Raw genomic sequence first — 16,393 nt, forward strand, 5'->3', positions numbered from 1 at the left:
CATGAGCGCAATTAAGTACAATAAAGACCAAGATAACATCGTCACACTGACTCTAGATTCTACAGGTCAATCCGCAAACACCATGAATGCTGAGTTTCGCGTCAGCCTGCATGAAGTCGCTACAAAACTCAAAGCTGAAACTGACCTCGCTGGTGTCATCATTACTTCTGCGAAAAAAACCTTTTTTGCTGGCGGTGACTTGGATGAACTCATTCTGGTTAAACGTTCAGATGCGACTGAATTCTTTAAGATGATCGAATCGCTTAAAGCGGATATGCGTGCTATTGAGACTTTGGGCAAACCTGTAGTTGCGGCACTCAACGGCACAGCACTCGGCGGTGGCTGGGAAATAGCTTTGGCAACCCATCATCGTATCGCCCTGAATGATCCTAAAACCAAATTTGGTTTACCTGAAGTTACTTTGGGCTTACTGCCTGGTGGTGGTGGTATCGTACGTATGGTGCGCTTGCTCGGCCTGCAAAATGCTTTCCCATTCTTAATGGAAGGCAAACAGTTTGATGTGAAAAAAGCAGTGTCTCTCGGACTGGTTCACGATACTGGCGAAACCATAGACGAAGTTTTGGCAAAAGCACATGCGTGGATCAAAGCAAATCCAAAATCACAACAACCCTTTGATGTGAAAGGCTATAAAATTCCAGGTGGTGATCCGCGCACACCAGCAGTCGCTCAAATACTGGCAATCGCTCCAGCAATGCTGCGTGACAAAACCAAAGGTTGCTACCCTGCACCTGAAGCGATCATGAGTGCAGCTGCGGAAGGTGCTTCCGTGGATGTCGATACCGCTCTTCGTATCGAATCTCGTTACTTCGCTCAAATCACAACAGGTCAAGTTGCCAAAAACATGATTGGTACCTTCTGGTTCCAATTGAATGCCATTAAAGCCGGTCATAGCCGTCCTGATGGCATTGCGCCATGGAAAGCAACCAAAGTGGGCGTACTGGGTGCAGGCATGATGGGTAGCGGTATCGCTTACGCGACAGCCATCAAAGGCGTGCCTGTCGTACTCAAAGATGTTTCAGCGGAAGCTGCGGAAAAAGGTAAAAGCTACAGTCAAAAACTACTTGAAAAACGTGTTTCTCGCGGCAGTTTAACCGCTGACAAGAAAGATGCGATTTTAGCTAATATCACCGCAACTGCTGATGCCAAAGATTTGGCAGGTTGTGACCTAATCATTGAAGCCGTATTTGAAAATCGTGAATTGAAAGCTAAAGTGACCCAAGAGGCTGAGGCACAATTGGTTGCTGGCGGTATCATGGCATCCAATACATCAACTTTGCCCATCACGGGTTTATCGCAAGCCAGCAAAGACGCAACCCACTATATCGGCCTCCACTTCTTTAGCCCAGTCGACAAAATGCAACTGGTTGAAATCATAAAAGGTAAAGATACCAGTCCCGAGACTCTGGCACGTGCATTTGATTATGTTCAACAAATTGGCAAAACACCGATTGTGGTCAATGATAGTCGTGGATTCTTCACTAGCCGTGTATTTGGTACCTTCATTCAAGAGGGCATGTCATTGGTTGCTGAAGGCATCCACCCTGCACGTGTTGAAATGGCGGCATTAAAAGCAGGTATGCCTGTTGGTCCATTGGCCATTCAAGATGAAGTTAGTCTTAGTCTGACTGAACACATCACCGAGCAAACACGTAAAGACCTACAAGCAGAAGGTAAAGATCTGCCTGTACAAGCGACTGAGGCACTGGTCAAAGCCATGATCCACGATCACAACCGTAAAGGAAAAGCTGCAGGCGCAGGTTTCTATGAATACCCTGTTGGCGGCAAAAAACACTTATGGTCGGGTCTATCAACGTGGCTGAAACCGGAAGTCACTATCAGTGAACAGGAAATGATTGATCGCATCCTGTTTGTTCAAGCCTTGGATACGATCCGCTGCTTGGAAGAAGGTGTACTTGAGTCTGTTCAAGATGCCAATATCGGTTCTATTTTCGGTATCGGTTTTGCACCATGGACAGGTGGTGCGATTCAGTTCATCAACCAGTATGGTTTGGACAAGGCGGTTAAGCGCGCTGAAGAGCTAACAGCAAAATACGGCCAACGCTTTACCCCACCGCAATTATTAAAAGATAAAGCGGCGAAAGGTGAATTGTTTGTCTAAGAATTGAATCTTTTCATTAAAAAAAACCGCCATCTCATGTTTGATGTGGCGGTTTTTTATTGTTTACAAGATGAGATTCTTTACATTCAGATTAATGATTTACCAATTTCTAGACTTACAATCATTCCCTTCAAAAGTAGATGATTTTATAACCCCATCTCGCACAATGAACTTAGTCATACAGCTTTGATGTAGAGTTGCAGGTGATGTGCCTGTTGAGACGGCTGGAGTCGCGATCAACCCTACACTGCTATCACTACTAATTGCATAATTCGGTGTTCCAGGTACCAGAATATCCCTTGAACGAATATAGGCAATAACTTCATCACCATTTTCCCGCTCAAACCGTGCAGTTGGAGTGCCCCACTTTGCGATTAACACTTCTGGAGACTGCCCAACAAAAGCGGTAAGCTGACTTTGATATTGCGAAGTTGTTGCACAACCTAATAAACCTAACCCACTAAAAATAGCAATGAACAATAAATTTATTTTCATTAAAAAAACCAAATGAGTATTTCTAAACAACTCTGATCTGCTTCAGAAGCACATCAAAACCAGAATGCCCAGTTTGACATTTTTTCATGTTTACTCAAAGTGATAACATGATTTGAAAAGCATATTTTAATGATGAACGAAGAATAAATGTTTTAGATATCCCACAGTAACAATACCGCCAGCACCCACATAAAGGCACCGATCACCATATCCAGAATTTTCCAAGAAATAGGTTTACTAAATATAGGCCGCAGGAGTGACGCGCCATACCCTAAAGAAAAGAAAAATACAAAAGAAGCTGCCACAGCGCCTACTGTAAATTCTAGTTTCTGCCCAATAAATTGAGTCGAGATTGATCCGATCAGGAAAACGGTATCAAGGTAGACATGAGGATTCAGCCACGTTAAAGCCAGTGCAATTGCGATATTTCGACTTAATGATGTTATAGACTTCTCATCATCCAAAATCATGGCACTAGACTTGAATGCCGCCCAAAAGCTTTTTAGTCCGTAAGCAAACAGAAAAAGTGCGCCCAAATATTTAATAATGACCATGAGCGATGGGATTTTCTGAATGACGACCGAGAATCCAAGCACGCCCATCACGATTAATAATAAATCAGATAGCGAGCAGACCAAACAAATCCAGAACACATGCTCTTTTTTGAGCCCTTGTCTCAAAATGAATGAATTCTGTGCACCAATCGCAAAGATAATTGATAAGGTTAAACCAAACCCTGAAAGTAACGCATTCATAGATACAACATCTCTCAATAACAAGGCGTTACGCTTAAAATCCTAAGTCTCAATGTTGTCCCAATATAAAGCGCGCTCTAAGCGCTCTTTACGATAGTTCGTGACTTCTAATCGAATACCATCGGGATCTTCAAAAAAAACGGCATAGTAGTCTTCTGCATATTCAGGATATCTCTTGGGCTCACTACAGTGGATACCCATATCCGCAAAACGCTTTGCCACACCAATAACATCATCCACACTCTGTACACGGAAGCATAGGTGATGCAAACCCGTATGGTAGGAATTATGAGTAGGTGTATCTTCGTTTGCTGGACGCAAGACATAGCCAAACTGACGGTTGTAGTATTGGATATGTCCTGCATGATTGAGGACAAATGAATTCTTTCGAAAACCAAGCTCGGTCATGACCAAATCATAAAAAACTTCGGAACGGGCCATGTCACTGACTGCAATATAGATATGATCAATACCAATGACTTCAGTGACCATACTCTATCCCGTTGTTCATTTAAAATGATGCGATCACTGTTTTATAACCAGAACGCGCTCTTCAGTCATATCAGCAATCGCAAAGCGGATGCCTTCACGCCCCAACCCGCTGTCTTTGACCCCGCCATAAGGCATATTATCAACTCGGAAGGTCGGTACATCATTGATAATCACACCGCCTACATGAAGTTCATCCCATGCTTTCAACATCTTATTTAGATTTTGAGTATATAAACCAGCTTGTAAACCAAAACGGCTCTGATTGACCAACTCCAATGCTTCCTCGAAGCTAGAATATTTCTCTAAAATCACAACAGGACCAAACGCCTCATTCTGATAGACATCCGCTGAGTCAGGAACATTTTCAAGCACGGTGGCTTCAAGTAGCACACCATTTAAATGCCCACCTGCTAGCACTGAGGCTCCTTGTTGTACGGCATCATCAATCCAGCCTTTAAGGCGCTCTGCCTCTTTTTCCTTAATCATTGGACCGATAACAGTCGATGCAAAATGTGGGTCTGCTGGAGTCAGTAACTTGGCACGTGCGACGAATTTAGTTTTGAGTTCATCATAGATGTCCTGATGAGCCAATATCCGTTGTACGCTGATACACACCTGACCAGATTGAATAAAGGCGCCTGTAATCAAACGATCCAATGCAGCATCAATATCGGTATCGGGCTCGACAATCACCGCTGCATTACCGCCCAATTCCAACACTACCTTTTTACGACCCGCACGCGCTTTCATATCCCAGCCCACTTTATCCGACCCTGTAAAGCTCAGCAGTTTGAAGCGGTCATCAGTTACAAATAAGTCTGCGCCTTCTCTATGGCAAGGCAAGATAGAAAACGCACCTATGGGCAAGTCTGTCTCAGCTAAAACTTCCGCCATAATCAGGGCACTGACAGGGGTCAGGCTCGCAGGTTTAAGCACAAATGGACAGCCTGCCGCAATCGCAGGTGCGATTTTATGGGCCGTCAGATTTAAGGGGAAATTAAACGGGCTGATCAGTGATACTGCGCCAACTGGCACACGTTGCGTCATCCCCCTATAGCGCCCTGCGGTTTCGGTGACATCCAAAGGCATCACTGCCCCTTTATCCAGTTGTGTCACCGCATCCGCTGCCAATTGAAACGTACTAATCAAACGCAGAACTTCTGCTTTGGCTGAAGTCAGAGACTTCCCACCTTCAACGACCAATACCTCAGTTAACTCATCAAATCGCTCTGTGAATCGACGTACGCAATGCAACAAGATGGCTTGCTTCTGAAAAGCTTTCAGTTGTGCCATCGGCTTTTCAGCCTTCACTGCCGCATCAATCGCTTGGTTGATGATCGTATTGTCTGCTAAAGCAACTTGAGTCACTTTTTTTAGACTAAACTTGTCGGTCACATCAAGCCATTCGTTTGAGATCACAGGGCGATTGGCGAGATACAGTGGATACTGGTTTGGAAATGTGAATGTAGACATGGCGGCTTGTTTTTTAATTAAATAAGTACTTTATCCTAACGGATATTAGACTGCTTAGTAAGCCGCTGGACGTAGTGTTTTTGATAAGAAAGCAAGATCGCGGCGTCTGCCAATTATCTTTTTATAATATATTCTTATGATTTATATGCAATAAAATCTAATAAGAAGATTGCTACCCTAACTCAAACGATTTCTACTTTGATTTAGGTCATTTCCATGTCTCGCACCCCGCTTCGCCTTTCTCTTTTAATGATAAGCATTGTTAGTATAACGCTCCTTAGTGGTTGTAATAGTCAAGATGATTCACCCGTTCCACTCGTTTCAAAAAGACCCAACATTTTATTCATCCTTGCGGATGATTTAGGGTACTCAGACATTGGGGCATTCGGTGGCGAAATCAAAACACCGAATCTTGATGCGCTTGCCTCTGAAGGTCGCTTATTAACGGATTATCATACTGCACCAACATGCTCTCCAACTCGCTCACAACTGCTCTCTGGAACGGACCATCATTTAGCTGGACTTGGTGCAATGGCTGAACTGCTTGCACCTCAGCAAGTTGGACATCCCGGTTATGAAGGCTATCTCAATCAAAAGTCGCTTTCACTGCCAGAACTCCTCAAAGATAATGGTTACGATACCTACATGGCCGGAAAGTGGCACTTAGGACTGACGGAGGCACTGAGTCCTAAAGCGCGAGGTTTTGAGAAGTCCTTTGTCCTGCTTCAAGGGGGTGACCTGCATTTTGGGACTGCTCCTACGGGTTATAACCGAGGGACTTATCGTGAGGATGGCGTTCTGGTCAATGTCCCTAATAATTTCTATTCATCTGATTTTTATACGGACAAACTGATTTCTTATATCGGTCAATCCAAGACTCTCGATAAACCCTTCTTTGCTTATGCGGCCTATACTGCTCCACACTGGCCATTACAAGCACCGTCTGAATATATTGATCGTTATAAAGGCAAGTACGATGCAGGTTATGATGCGATTCGTCTGGCTCGTATTGAACGTCAAAAAAAATCAGGGGTGATTCCAACTGACTTTCAGCCGAGTACCGTCTTACCAGAATCAAATATTCGCCCCAAATGGCAGTCTCTTACTCTTGAACAACGCCAAATTGAATCACGTAAAATGGAAGTCTATGCTGCCATGGTGGAAAACCTTGACCACAATATCGGTCGTTTAATCCAGCATCTGAAAGACATCGGTGAGTACGATAATACTTTGATCTTTTTTGCATCGGACAATGGCGCTGAAGGATTTGTCCGCGGAGCACCTAAGGGGTTTGATAATAGTCTCAGTAATATTGGTCATGACAACTCGTACACCTATATCGGCCCACGTTGGGCTGAGGTCAGTGCAGCTCCTTTTCATCTCTGGAAAGACACGACAGGTGAAGGCGGTGTGGTCGCTCCTGCTCTCGTCAAGCTCCCGAAACAATTTAGATCTGAGGCCAATCTCACACAGTTTACCTCGGTGATTGATGTATTACCCACACTCCTTGATATCAGCAAAACCCCTAATCCAGGGACTCAATATCATGGCCGAGAAGTGAATCCAACAACTGGATTTTCACTCCTTCCTCTTCTTGAAAACAAAACAAAAACACCTGTCCGAGGTGAAAATTTTGTCTTTGCTGATGAGTTACACGGCAATAGCTATGTGCGTAAGGGTCAATGGAAACTCGAACTTCAAGTTGGAGGTGCAGTCTCCAGCATGACTTGGGAACTCTATGATCTGTCAACAGATCGTGGGGAGAATCATAACGTCGCTGATCAGCACCCCGATATCGTGGCGGATCTCAAGCGTGAATATGATAACTATTCGACACGCGTTGGATTGATTCCCTATTACTTAACACCGCCTTCACCAGACAAGTTCGCATTGGGTAACCCTGAGTAATCCATGCAAATGAGTAAAAAAACATTCTATACATTCGCGCTTGTAACTCTCATCGGCGGACTAGGTGCGTTCATTGTGTGGCATTGGTATACACCAAAGCCACACCCTAACGCACAAAATACATTAGGCGACCTTCAGCATTGTAAGCTGTATTCAGGGACACCCTCGGAATGGCCACAGGATAAGCAAGCGGGTATGGTCAAGATTCATGGCGGTGAATTTCAATTCGGATCGACGCATGGTTACCCCGATGAAAAACCTTTTGGCAAAACCACTGTCAAAGGATTTTGGATCGATCAGACTGAAGTGACCAATGCTCAATTTCAAGCCTTTGTTAAAGCAACGGGCTATGTAACTGAGGTAGAACAAGAAGGCGGTGGAGCAATTTTTATTACCCCCACTGAAAAAGAGCTTACTGAACGTCCAAATGCTTGGTGGAAATATGTCAAAGGTGCCTCTTGGCATACTCCAGAAGGCTTGAATAGTACGATTAGCACGCGCCTCAATGAGCCCGTAGTTCTGGTCACACAACGTGATGCCGAAACGTATGCGGCGTGGCTGGGACATGAATTACCCACGGAACAAGAATGGGAATACGCCGCTAAAGCAAATGTCGAAGAAGATGATGATTTTACACATGCTGACCTAGAGCATCATCATGATATGCATCATCAACCCGAAGATGCACAAGGGCTACCTACCGCTAACTTCTGGCAGGGCGACTTCCCCTTGCGCAATGAAAACACAGATCACTTTGCAGGTCGTGCACCCGTCGGATGCTTTAAGCCTAACCCGTGGGGTTTATACGACATGATTGGCAATGTTTGGGAGTGGACACGCGATGCCTATCGAGGTGGTCATCAGCCACATGGCAACGGCGACCCGCTGGCAAGTTTAAAAGCTGAGCATACCGCTCTCTTCCCACAAGCTCAAATGGTCGTGAAAGGTGGCTCTTATCTCTGTGCAGCGAATTATTGCTCTCGATATCGTGCCAGTGCACGGCAGCCACAGGAAGCAAACCTAGGTACGGGCCACGTCGGGTTTAGAACCGTTTGGCATGAGCCTTAACGATGACAATGATTGCATAATCACTCTAAAACAAAGGGAGGTAATCGTATGGATTGCCTCCCTTTTACATCAGACTTTAAGCAGGTTCGACTACTCGCTCCGGCAATGTCCGCCATGTATACAACCAAATCAATGCGCCGATCCCCATTGCAATTGGAACCAACTGAATCGCACTTTGTAGCCCGATATAATCCGATGCTAAACCCACGATCGTTGGACTGATTGCATCTCCCAACAAATGAATCAACAAAATTGTGAAGGCAAATGCCCGTACACGAAGTGCGCTGGGTACGCAATTGGTCAGCATTGCATTTACAGGACCATTATAAAACCATAAGAAAAACTGGGCTAAAAACAGCATCGTTACCGCACCCATGGCATTTTGCAAGGTCAAAGCAAAAAAGCCAAAGATGGTTGCAAGCAACATCGACCAACCTGACAAGGCCATATAAGACTGGCGTGTCCATGCTTTTAATTTATCAGCAAGAAATCCACCTATAATGGTTCCAAGCAATCCACCCACGACAGCAGATAACCCGACATAGTGTCCAGATGCTTCAATAGACATACCACGATGACGCTGTAAGAATGTCGGGAACCAATCAGCAAGAGCACCCGCAGCAAACGTCACCACGGTATAACCGGCAACAACCAGCATATACTCACGATTGCGCAGTAGTAGACCGATTGCTTGTACCCACTTCGGGGGGATGACATCCGCATCAAGGTCAAAACGTCCACGACCTGGGTCACGAATCCACAGGGCAAGTAATGCCATGGCAATACCCGGTAAACCACAAATCAAAAATGCTGCGCGCCAGCCATACATCTCACCAAACATTCCGCCCAAGATGAAACCCATGGCAGAACCTACAGGAATGGCGACATAAAAAATCGTCAGTATCCGGTTACGGCGCTCGGGTGGAAAAAAATCACTCAGCAACGCAGGTGCAAGTGTTGCATAGGCTGCTTCACCCACACCGACTAACGCACGAGCAAGCATAAAAGTCCAAAAGCCTGTGGCAAAAGCAGCTAATGCTGTCGCCAGTGACCATAGAGCGACGCCCGCAGCAATCAATATTTTGCGAGGAAAGCGATCCGCCAAGGCACCAAACATCATGCTCGACAGCATATAGACGATTACAAAGCCGGTGATGGGTAAGCTGGTTTGAAAATCAGTGAGTTTTAAATCATGCTTAAATAGATCTTTCACCACACTCGGCACATATCGATCTAAATAATTGAGCAAGTTCATCATGGTCAGAATGAATATTGCGTATCCAGCGCCGCGCGTGGTGCTATTCAACAGCATGGCTAATCCTTGTTGTTCATTTTAAGTCATTGGGAATTAAAGGTGATCTTACATCGAATCTTATGAAATTGTGATATCAATCCAAAACACATACTCAGTTTTATTTAGCAAGCACCAAAATTCGCATCACTTACATGGAATGAGGTTTTAGATGAATGGTGATGGCCATCTCTAAATTGTCATAATTAAACTGTAATATTTGCTTAATTACTCTAAATAGAAGCCTTAAACTATGAATCAACCCTCATTTCGCTCATTACCAATTCTACGTTCCATGCCCCCGTTTCCAAAGCGTGTCCCCAAAAACACACCAAAACGCGGGCCTAATTTAGAATGCGAAATTGCTGAAGATTCAAAAACAATTCTCGAAATTCAGCGTTTTCGCGCTCAAGTATTCGGCGGTGCATACAACATTTACTTTGATGATGGCATCGATAACGATCAATACGACCAATACAGCATTCACGTACTTGTACGTGATACAGCAACCAAAAAAATTATCGCTTGTACCCGCGTCATTACGCCGAAAGCAAAAGAAAAGTTAGGTCAGTATTATTCAGAATCTGAATTTAACTTGGATGAATATTTGAAAGATAAAAAGCAAGTTTATGAAATTGGCCGTACGTGTGTCGATGAGGCTTATCGTGGTGGTAAAGCACTTGCGGTATTGTGGATGGGAATGGTGCCTCTCATTTTGAATCAGCTTAAAGCAGAATACTTGATTGGTACAGTGAGCGTGAACCTAACCTCTTCACATAAAAAAATCATTGCTACCGAAGGTTATTTACATAAAAAAGCAAAGCTTAAAGACTTTACCAGCCGAGTTCCTTTTGACTTGGAACACTATTTAACCAAAGAAGATGATTTCTTTAGTTTTGCTGAACATAGCCAACTGAAATATCATAAAAAAGACGTCCCTTCCCTGTTTAAAAAGTATCGCCGCGTTGGCGCATCATTCTCTAAAGAGGGCTACTTTGATGCTGACTTCAACTGCGTGGATTACTTTGTTTCCATCAAGGTGAATAAGCGCCTACTGTTTAAACTCAATGTTGTTTGTAAAATCATTGAAATGAAAAAGAAAAAGTCATAATAAACAATACTTTTAAATAAACTTACTCTCCAAGGTTGAATATGATCAATATTCAACCTTGGTTAAGCTACAATGATCACACATCATAGCTATTTCTGATTTTCAACTTTGCATATCACCAAATCTAACTAACATTATCGAGAAAAAACGTTTTTCAGATAAAGGCGAAACTGTTACATTTGCACATTATTTTTTGACCTACGAGCCAAGTAAGACAGCCATGTACGTCTACACTGAATTTGACCAAGCTTTGGTCGACGAACGCGTCGCACAATTCCGCGACCAAACCCAACGTTTCCTTTCAGGAACGCTCAGCGAAGATGAGTTTCGCCCATTGCGTTTGCAGAACGGTTTATATGTTCAACGCTACGCCCCGATGCTGCGTATCGCCGTACCTTATGGCGTACTGAACAGCAAGCAAATCCGTAAAATTGCGTCGATTAGCCAAACCTATGATCGTGGCTACGCCCATATTTCCACTCGTCAAAACATCCAGTTGAATTGGCCTGCACTTGAAAATGTGCCGGATATTCTTGCTGAACTGGCGACGGTACAAATGCATGCGATCCAAACCAGTGGCAATTGTATTCGTAATACCACCACCGACCAATTTGCTGGACGTATTCAAGGCGAAGTTGCTGATCCACGCCCGACCTGTGAAATTATTCGTCAGTGGTCAACCTTTCATCCCGAGTTCGCATTCCTACCGCGTAAATTCAAAATTGCGGTGAGTGCATTAAATGAAATCGACCGTGCGGCTACCGCATTTCATGATATCGGCGTGTATCTGGTTAAAAAAACCGATGTGGTTAAACGTATTGCCGACTATAAAATCCGCTTAGAGGCCGCAAAACAGGCTTTGGCATCTGCTGATGTGAATGGGGATCAAGAAGAACAGCAAGCACAATATGATGCTGTACTGCACTCCTTCCTCAATGTGGATCTGGTTGAGCAAGCACTGAATGATGAACCCTCAGAATGGGGCTATCAAATCATGGCCGGTGGTGGTCTTGGCCGTACACCGATCATTGGATCAATCATTCGTGAATTCTTGCCCCGTGAAGATCTAATCGCTTACTTAGAAGCAGTATTACGTGTCTACAATCTGCATGGTCGTCGTGATAACAAATACAAAGCGCGGATTAAGATTCTCGTGAAGGCACTGACGCCTGCTGTATTTGCTTCGAAAGCCGAAGCTGAATTCAATCAAATCCGTGCCGAACTTAAGGTTCCAAGTGATCTGTATGCCAAAATGGAAAAGAATTTTTCATTGCCAGCATACCAAGCATTGCCTGATCTTGATTTCACTGAAACCTTAAAAGCTAATCCAGTTTTTGCAAACTGGTATCGCATCAATACCCATCCAAACAAAACCCCGGGTTACCGCATCGTTAACATCTCGCTTAAACGTGCAGGTATTGCGCCAGGTGATGCAACTTCTGAAGAACTGGATCTGATTGCAGATTTGGCAGATAAATACAGCTTCGGTGAATTACGCTCTACCCATGAACAAAACATCGTGCTTGCGGATGTTGAGCAATCCAAGTTGTTTGAGCTATGGGAAACACTCACTCAATATAATTTAGCACGTGCACATATCGGCTTTTTAACCGACATCATTTGCTGCCCTGGCGGTGATTTCTGCTCATTGGCCAATGCAAAATCAATTCCGATTTCTGAAGCCATCAGCCGTCGCTATGAAGATCTGGATACCGTCTATAACCTCGGTCATCTTGACCTGAATATCTCTGGCTGTATGAACGCCTGTGGTCATCATCATGTCGGCCATATCGGTATTCTTGGCGTTGATAAAAAAGGCGATGAGTTCTATCAAATTTCCTTAGGCGGTAATGCTGGACACGATTCCAGTTTGGGTGACATTCTTGGACCATCCTTTGGTGCTGATGAAGTTGCCGATATTGTTGAAGAAATTCTCAATACCTATCTCGACAATCGTCAAACCATTAATGATGAAACAGAACGCTTCATCGATACCTATCGTCGTATTGGCTTAGCGCCATTCAAGGAGCGCGTCTATGCCAAATAATCAAACCTCAAATCTGGTATTAAACGTCGCAGGTGACTCGGCATTGAATACCTTTCAGCGTATTGCTGAAGATGGCACATTACCTACTGGTGATGTGACCTTAACCCTTGCGCAAATTGAGCGCTTGACTGAAATCAGTGGAAAAAAGGGCTTGGTTCTGACTGAGAAAGATTCACCAGAAACCACCACTTTGCCTTTAGCTGAGCTAGACCTGATTGAAATCCACTTCCCTGCCTTTGCAGATGGTCGAGGTTACTCATTTGCTACGCTGCTTCGTCGCCAAGGTTTTAAAGGCGAACTGCGTGCAACGGGTGATGTCTTTAAGGATGTATTGTTTTACTTAAAGCGTGTCGGCTTCGACAGCTTTATATTAAAGCAAGGCAAAGACATCGATGAAGCAAAAGGGGGTCTGCATGATTTTACCGCAGGTTATCAAGCATCGACTGCTGAACCTCAGGCACACTACCAAGCGGGTCGCTAATTGATTTTTTATTAGACTGTGAAAATAAAAAAACCGCTCATTGCGGTTTTTTTATTGCAAAGACTTGACCATAAAATCAGTGAAAGGTCAGAAATGGGTCATACATTCTTTTTCTTGCCCACGCTAGACTTCTTTTCAGAGTACTGATTCACCAATGCATTGCTGATACAAGCTGAATAAATAACTTTCGACAATAAATCATCACTGACTCAATGGAATGTCTATGAAAAATAATCGCTTGCTTTCCTCTATCCTGAGCCTATCCATGCTCTGTGCCATGCCACTGACCTCATATGCGCTACCAGATGGCTCCCAACCCCTCGGTGCAAACGGCCCCAATGTGGATGAGTTAGAAAAATACTCCGACATTTTCGCTCGCGCAAAGAAGATGATGGATGATCCTAAAACGTGGAATAAGATCCCGCCTAAAGTGACACTCTGTGTTTTCTCGCCAGAAGGTGCCAAAGGTAAAGGCTATGACTTTGCCATGAGCTATCTCAAACAGCTCCCCAAATATACGCAAATTGCAAAAAACATGGGCGTGGATCTTAAAGTCACGATGACATCGCCTATGGATATGCATATCGACATGGCCTCATCCATTGCCAAGCGTAAAGCCAGTACGGACGTCAAATTCCGCGTCTATACCAACGAAAAAATCGCTTCTGAAGATTTTAAAGCGGGTCAATGCGATGGCGTTGCGATGAGTAACCTACGCGCCAAAGAGTTTAATGGCTTCATCGGCAGCCTAGATGCTATCGGTGCAATCCCCTCTTATAAGCACCTCACTGAAGCAATTCAGTTACTGGCAAAGCCTGAAGCAGCTAAATATATGGTCAATCAAGACTATGAGATTGTTTCGATCATTCCCATGGGCGCTGCTTATATCATGGTCAATGACCGTAAGATCAATACACTGGCCAAAGCTGCAGGTAAGAAAATTGCTGTCTTGGACTTTGATAAATCACAAGCCAAGATGGTTCAACAAATCGGCGCTCAACCGGTTTCCGTTGACTTAACCACTATCTCGGGTAAATTCAATAATGGCCAAGTCGACATCATGGCAGGTCCAGCGTTGATTTTTAAACCGCTTGAACTCTATAAAGGCATGACCGCAGCTGATGGCTCAACAGTCAAAGGTGCCATCGTGCGTTTTCCTATCGTGCAGATCACCGGTGTGATGATGATGCATCGGGGTAAATTCCCTGATGGCGTTGGTCAACTGATGCGTGAGTTTGCATCGATGCAAATTCCTATGGCTTACTCATTCATTGACGAAACTGAAAAATCGATTGATGCTAAATACTGGATGGACGTCCCCGCTGCGGATAAGCCTGGTTATATGAAGCTGATGCGTGAGTCTCGCATTGAAATGACCAAAGAGGGTTTTTACGATAAGCGCATGATGAGCTTTCTCAAAAAAATCCGCTGTCAATTTGATGCAACGAACTATGAATGCAGCTTGACTGACGAATAAAGACAGAGCCAATATAACGATAAAACGGGTTTGTATTAGCCCGTTTTTCGTTTCCGTGAATCCATTTTCAGTATCCCTACATATTGTTTTAAATCGATAAATTTAAACTTGTAAGATGATTCACTCTGCCAAACCAAACTTGACCATAATATTGTAAAAACATGCTGCATAAGCCATATGATCTTTAATACACGATCGATAGACTCAAATCATGATATTGATGATCTGGTTTCACTTGGCTGAAAATAAAGTGAAGGAATCTATCGATAATAAATGATAACTTTCTACAAGGAATAGGTATGAAACACATTCAATCCCTGAAGGCCGTAGTCTGCACGTCACTACTGACCTTCATTCCATTATTAGCAGTTGCTGCTCCTGATGCCCCGCCTGCCGCAGATCAAAAGCAGATTGCGGATGCTGTGGTGCAGATTAAAAGCTTAATCAATGCCTCTGCACCAGACGGTGCAAAAATTGATACAGCTCCCCCTACACCTGAAGAAATCAAAAAATATACGGATATGTTTGGCCGTGCGAAGAAACTGATCGATGATCCAAAGACTTGGAATAAAATCCCGGCAAACATCACGTTATGTGTATTCTCTCCTGAGGGCACTAAAGGTAAAGGTTTTGACTTTGCCATGAAAGCAGTCAAAGATTTGCCAAAATTTACTCAGGTCGCAAAAAACTTAGGCGTTGACCTAAATGTCAAAATGACATCACCACTCGATATGCACATCGATATGGCTTCAGCAAAGGCCAAACGTAAAGCCAGCACAGATGTAAAAATCCGTGTCTATACCAACGAGAAAATTGCCTCAGAAGACTTTAAAGCGGGTCAATGTGACGGCGTGGCGATGAGTAATCTACGCGCTAAAGAATACAATGACTTTATCGGCAGTCTAGACGCGATTGGTGCAATTCCTTCCTATAAGCATTTAACTGAAGCGATTCAATTATTGTCTAAGCCTGAAGCCGCAAAATATATGGTCAATAAAGACTATGAGGTTGTTGCAATCATTCCCGTTGGCGCAGCATATATCATGGTCAATGATCGTAAGATCAATACCCTCGCCAAAGCAGCGGGTAAAAAGATTGCTGTCCTCGACTTTGACAAAACACAAGCAAAAATGGTGCAAAGAATTGGTGCACAACCTGTGTCCGTGGACTTCACAACCCTGTCCGGCAAGTTTAATAATGGTCAGGTGGATATCATGGCAGGGCCTGCTTTGATCTTTAAACCGCTTGAACTTTATAAAGGCATGACCGCACCAGACGGCACCGTAAAAGGCGCTATCGTCCGTTTCCCGCTGATACAAATCACAGGTGTCATGATGATGCATCGCGGTAAATTCCCTGATGGTGTGGGGCAATTAGTGCGTGAATTCTCAGCCATGCAAACTCCTATGGCCTACCCCTTTATCACGGAAACAGAGCAAGCCATTGAACCAAAATACTGGATGGACGTGCCCTCAGCTGATAAAGCAGGTTATATCAAGCTCATGCGCGAGTCGCGAATTTCTCTAACTAAAGAAGGTCTCTACGACAAAAACATGATGAGTTTTCTCAAAAAAATTCGCTGTCAATTTGACCCTTCTAACTATGAGTGCAGCATGACGGATGAATAATGGTTTAACTTGATATGCTAAAACGGG

Annotated in this window: 13 protein-coding genes; 8 read left to right on the forward strand and 5 right to left on the reverse strand. The window is 44.0% G+C overall.

Features of this window, described 5'->3' with window-relative positions; translation table 11 throughout:
• Position 1: 1 nt before the first annotated feature.
• Entirely contained in the window at positions 2–2,140 is a 2,139-nt protein-coding gene (locus tag HYN46_RS08670; RefSeq protein WP_114899014.1) for a 3-hydroxyacyl-CoA dehydrogenase NAD-binding domain-containing protein, read from the forward strand.
• Between the two features lie 99 nt (positions 2,141–2,239).
• Here HYN46_RS08670 and HYN46_RS08675 read toward each other — a convergent pair whose 3' ends face one another.
• The 4 genes from HYN46_RS08675 to HYN46_RS08690 all read right to left on the reverse strand — a co-directional run bounded on the left by HYN46_RS08675 (position 2,240) and on the right by HYN46_RS08690 (position 5,355).
• On the reverse strand, positions 2,240–2,665 hold the full coding sequence (locus HYN46_RS08675; RefSeq protein WP_162818133.1) for a hypothetical protein: 426 nt from the start codon (positions 2,663–2,665) through the stop codon (positions 2,240–2,242).
• Positions 2,666–2,787: 122 nt separating this feature from the next.
• Positions 2,788–3,390: a LysE/ArgO family amino acid transporter gene (locus tag HYN46_RS08680; protein WP_114899016.1), complete on the reverse strand. Its 603-nt coding sequence runs from the start codon at positions 3,388–3,390 to the stop codon at positions 2,788–2,790.
• A 42-nt stretch (positions 3,391–3,432) separates the two neighbouring features.
• The gene (locus HYN46_RS08685) at positions 3,433–3,882 is read right to left on the reverse strand and encodes a VOC family protein (protein ID WP_114899017.1); all 450 of its coding nucleotides are present in this window, start codon (positions 3,880–3,882) and stop codon (positions 3,433–3,435) included.
• Between the two features lie 33 nt (positions 3,883–3,915).
• Entirely contained in the window at positions 3,916–5,355 is a 1,440-nt protein-coding gene (locus HYN46_RS08690) for an aldehyde dehydrogenase family protein (RefSeq protein WP_114899018.1), read from the reverse strand.
• A gap of 216 nt (positions 5,356–5,571) precedes the next feature.
• Here HYN46_RS08690 and HYN46_RS08695 point away from each other — a divergent pair, with 216 nt between their 5' ends.
• Together HYN46_RS08695 and HYN46_RS08700 are read left to right on the forward strand one after the other, a co-directional pair.
• On the forward strand, positions 5,572–7,263 hold the full coding sequence (locus tag HYN46_RS08695; protein ID WP_114899019.1) for an arylsulfatase: 1,692 nt from the start codon (positions 5,572–5,574) through the stop codon (positions 7,261–7,263).
• A gap of 3 nt (positions 7,264–7,266) precedes the next feature.
• On the forward strand, positions 7,267–8,331 hold the full coding sequence (locus HYN46_RS08700; protein ID WP_228254781.1) for a formylglycine-generating enzyme family protein: 1,065 nt from the start codon (positions 7,267–7,269) through the stop codon (positions 8,329–8,331).
• A gap of 76 nt (positions 8,332–8,407) precedes the next feature.
• Here the strand turns inward: HYN46_RS08700 and HYN46_RS08705 are convergent, their stop codons facing one another.
• Positions 8,408–9,643, reverse strand: coding sequence for a spinster family MFS transporter (locus HYN46_RS08705; RefSeq protein ID WP_114899020.1), 1,236 nt, complete (start codon positions 9,641–9,643; stop codon positions 8,408–8,410).
• Between the two features lie 232 nt (positions 9,644–9,875).
• Between HYN46_RS08705 and HYN46_RS08710 the strand changes: the two genes are divergently transcribed.
• The 5 genes from HYN46_RS08710 to HYN46_RS08730 all read left to right on the forward strand — a co-directional run bounded on the left by HYN46_RS08710 (position 9,876) and on the right by HYN46_RS08730 (position 16,366).
• Complete coding sequence (locus tag HYN46_RS08710) at positions 9,876–10,733, forward strand: GNAT family N-acetyltransferase (RefSeq protein WP_114899021.1); 858 nt, start codon at positions 9,876–9,878, stop codon at positions 10,731–10,733.
• 220 nt (positions 10,734–10,953) lie between these two features.
• On the forward strand, positions 10,954–12,780 hold the full coding sequence (locus HYN46_RS08715) for a nitrite/sulfite reductase (RefSeq protein WP_114899022.1): 1,827 nt from the start codon (positions 10,954–10,956) through the stop codon (positions 12,778–12,780).
• The gene (locus tag HYN46_RS08720) at positions 12,770–13,261 is read left to right on the forward strand and encodes a DUF934 domain-containing protein (protein WP_114899023.1); all 492 of its coding nucleotides are present in this window, start codon (positions 12,770–12,772) and stop codon (positions 13,259–13,261) included. The genes HYN46_RS08715 and HYN46_RS08720 overlap by 11 nt, the downstream gene beginning before the upstream one ends.
• A 223-nt stretch (positions 13,262–13,484) precedes the next feature.
• Positions 13,485–14,738, forward strand: a complete 1,254-nt coding sequence (locus HYN46_RS08725; protein WP_228254782.1) for a putative solute-binding protein — start codon at positions 13,485–13,487, stop codon at positions 14,736–14,738.
• A gap of 299 nt (positions 14,739–15,037) precedes the next feature.
• Positions 15,038–16,366 (forward strand): putative solute-binding protein, encoded by a 1,329-nt coding sequence (locus HYN46_RS08730; RefSeq protein WP_114899025.1) that lies wholly within the window; start codon positions 15,038–15,040, stop codon positions 16,364–16,366.
• Positions 16,367–16,393 lie beyond the last annotated feature (27 nt).

The sequence above is a fragment of the Aquirhabdus parva genome (assembly GCF_003351745.1).
GTDB classification, from domain to species: Bacteria; Pseudomonadota; Gammaproteobacteria; order Pseudomonadales; family Moraxellaceae; genus Aquirhabdus; species Aquirhabdus parva.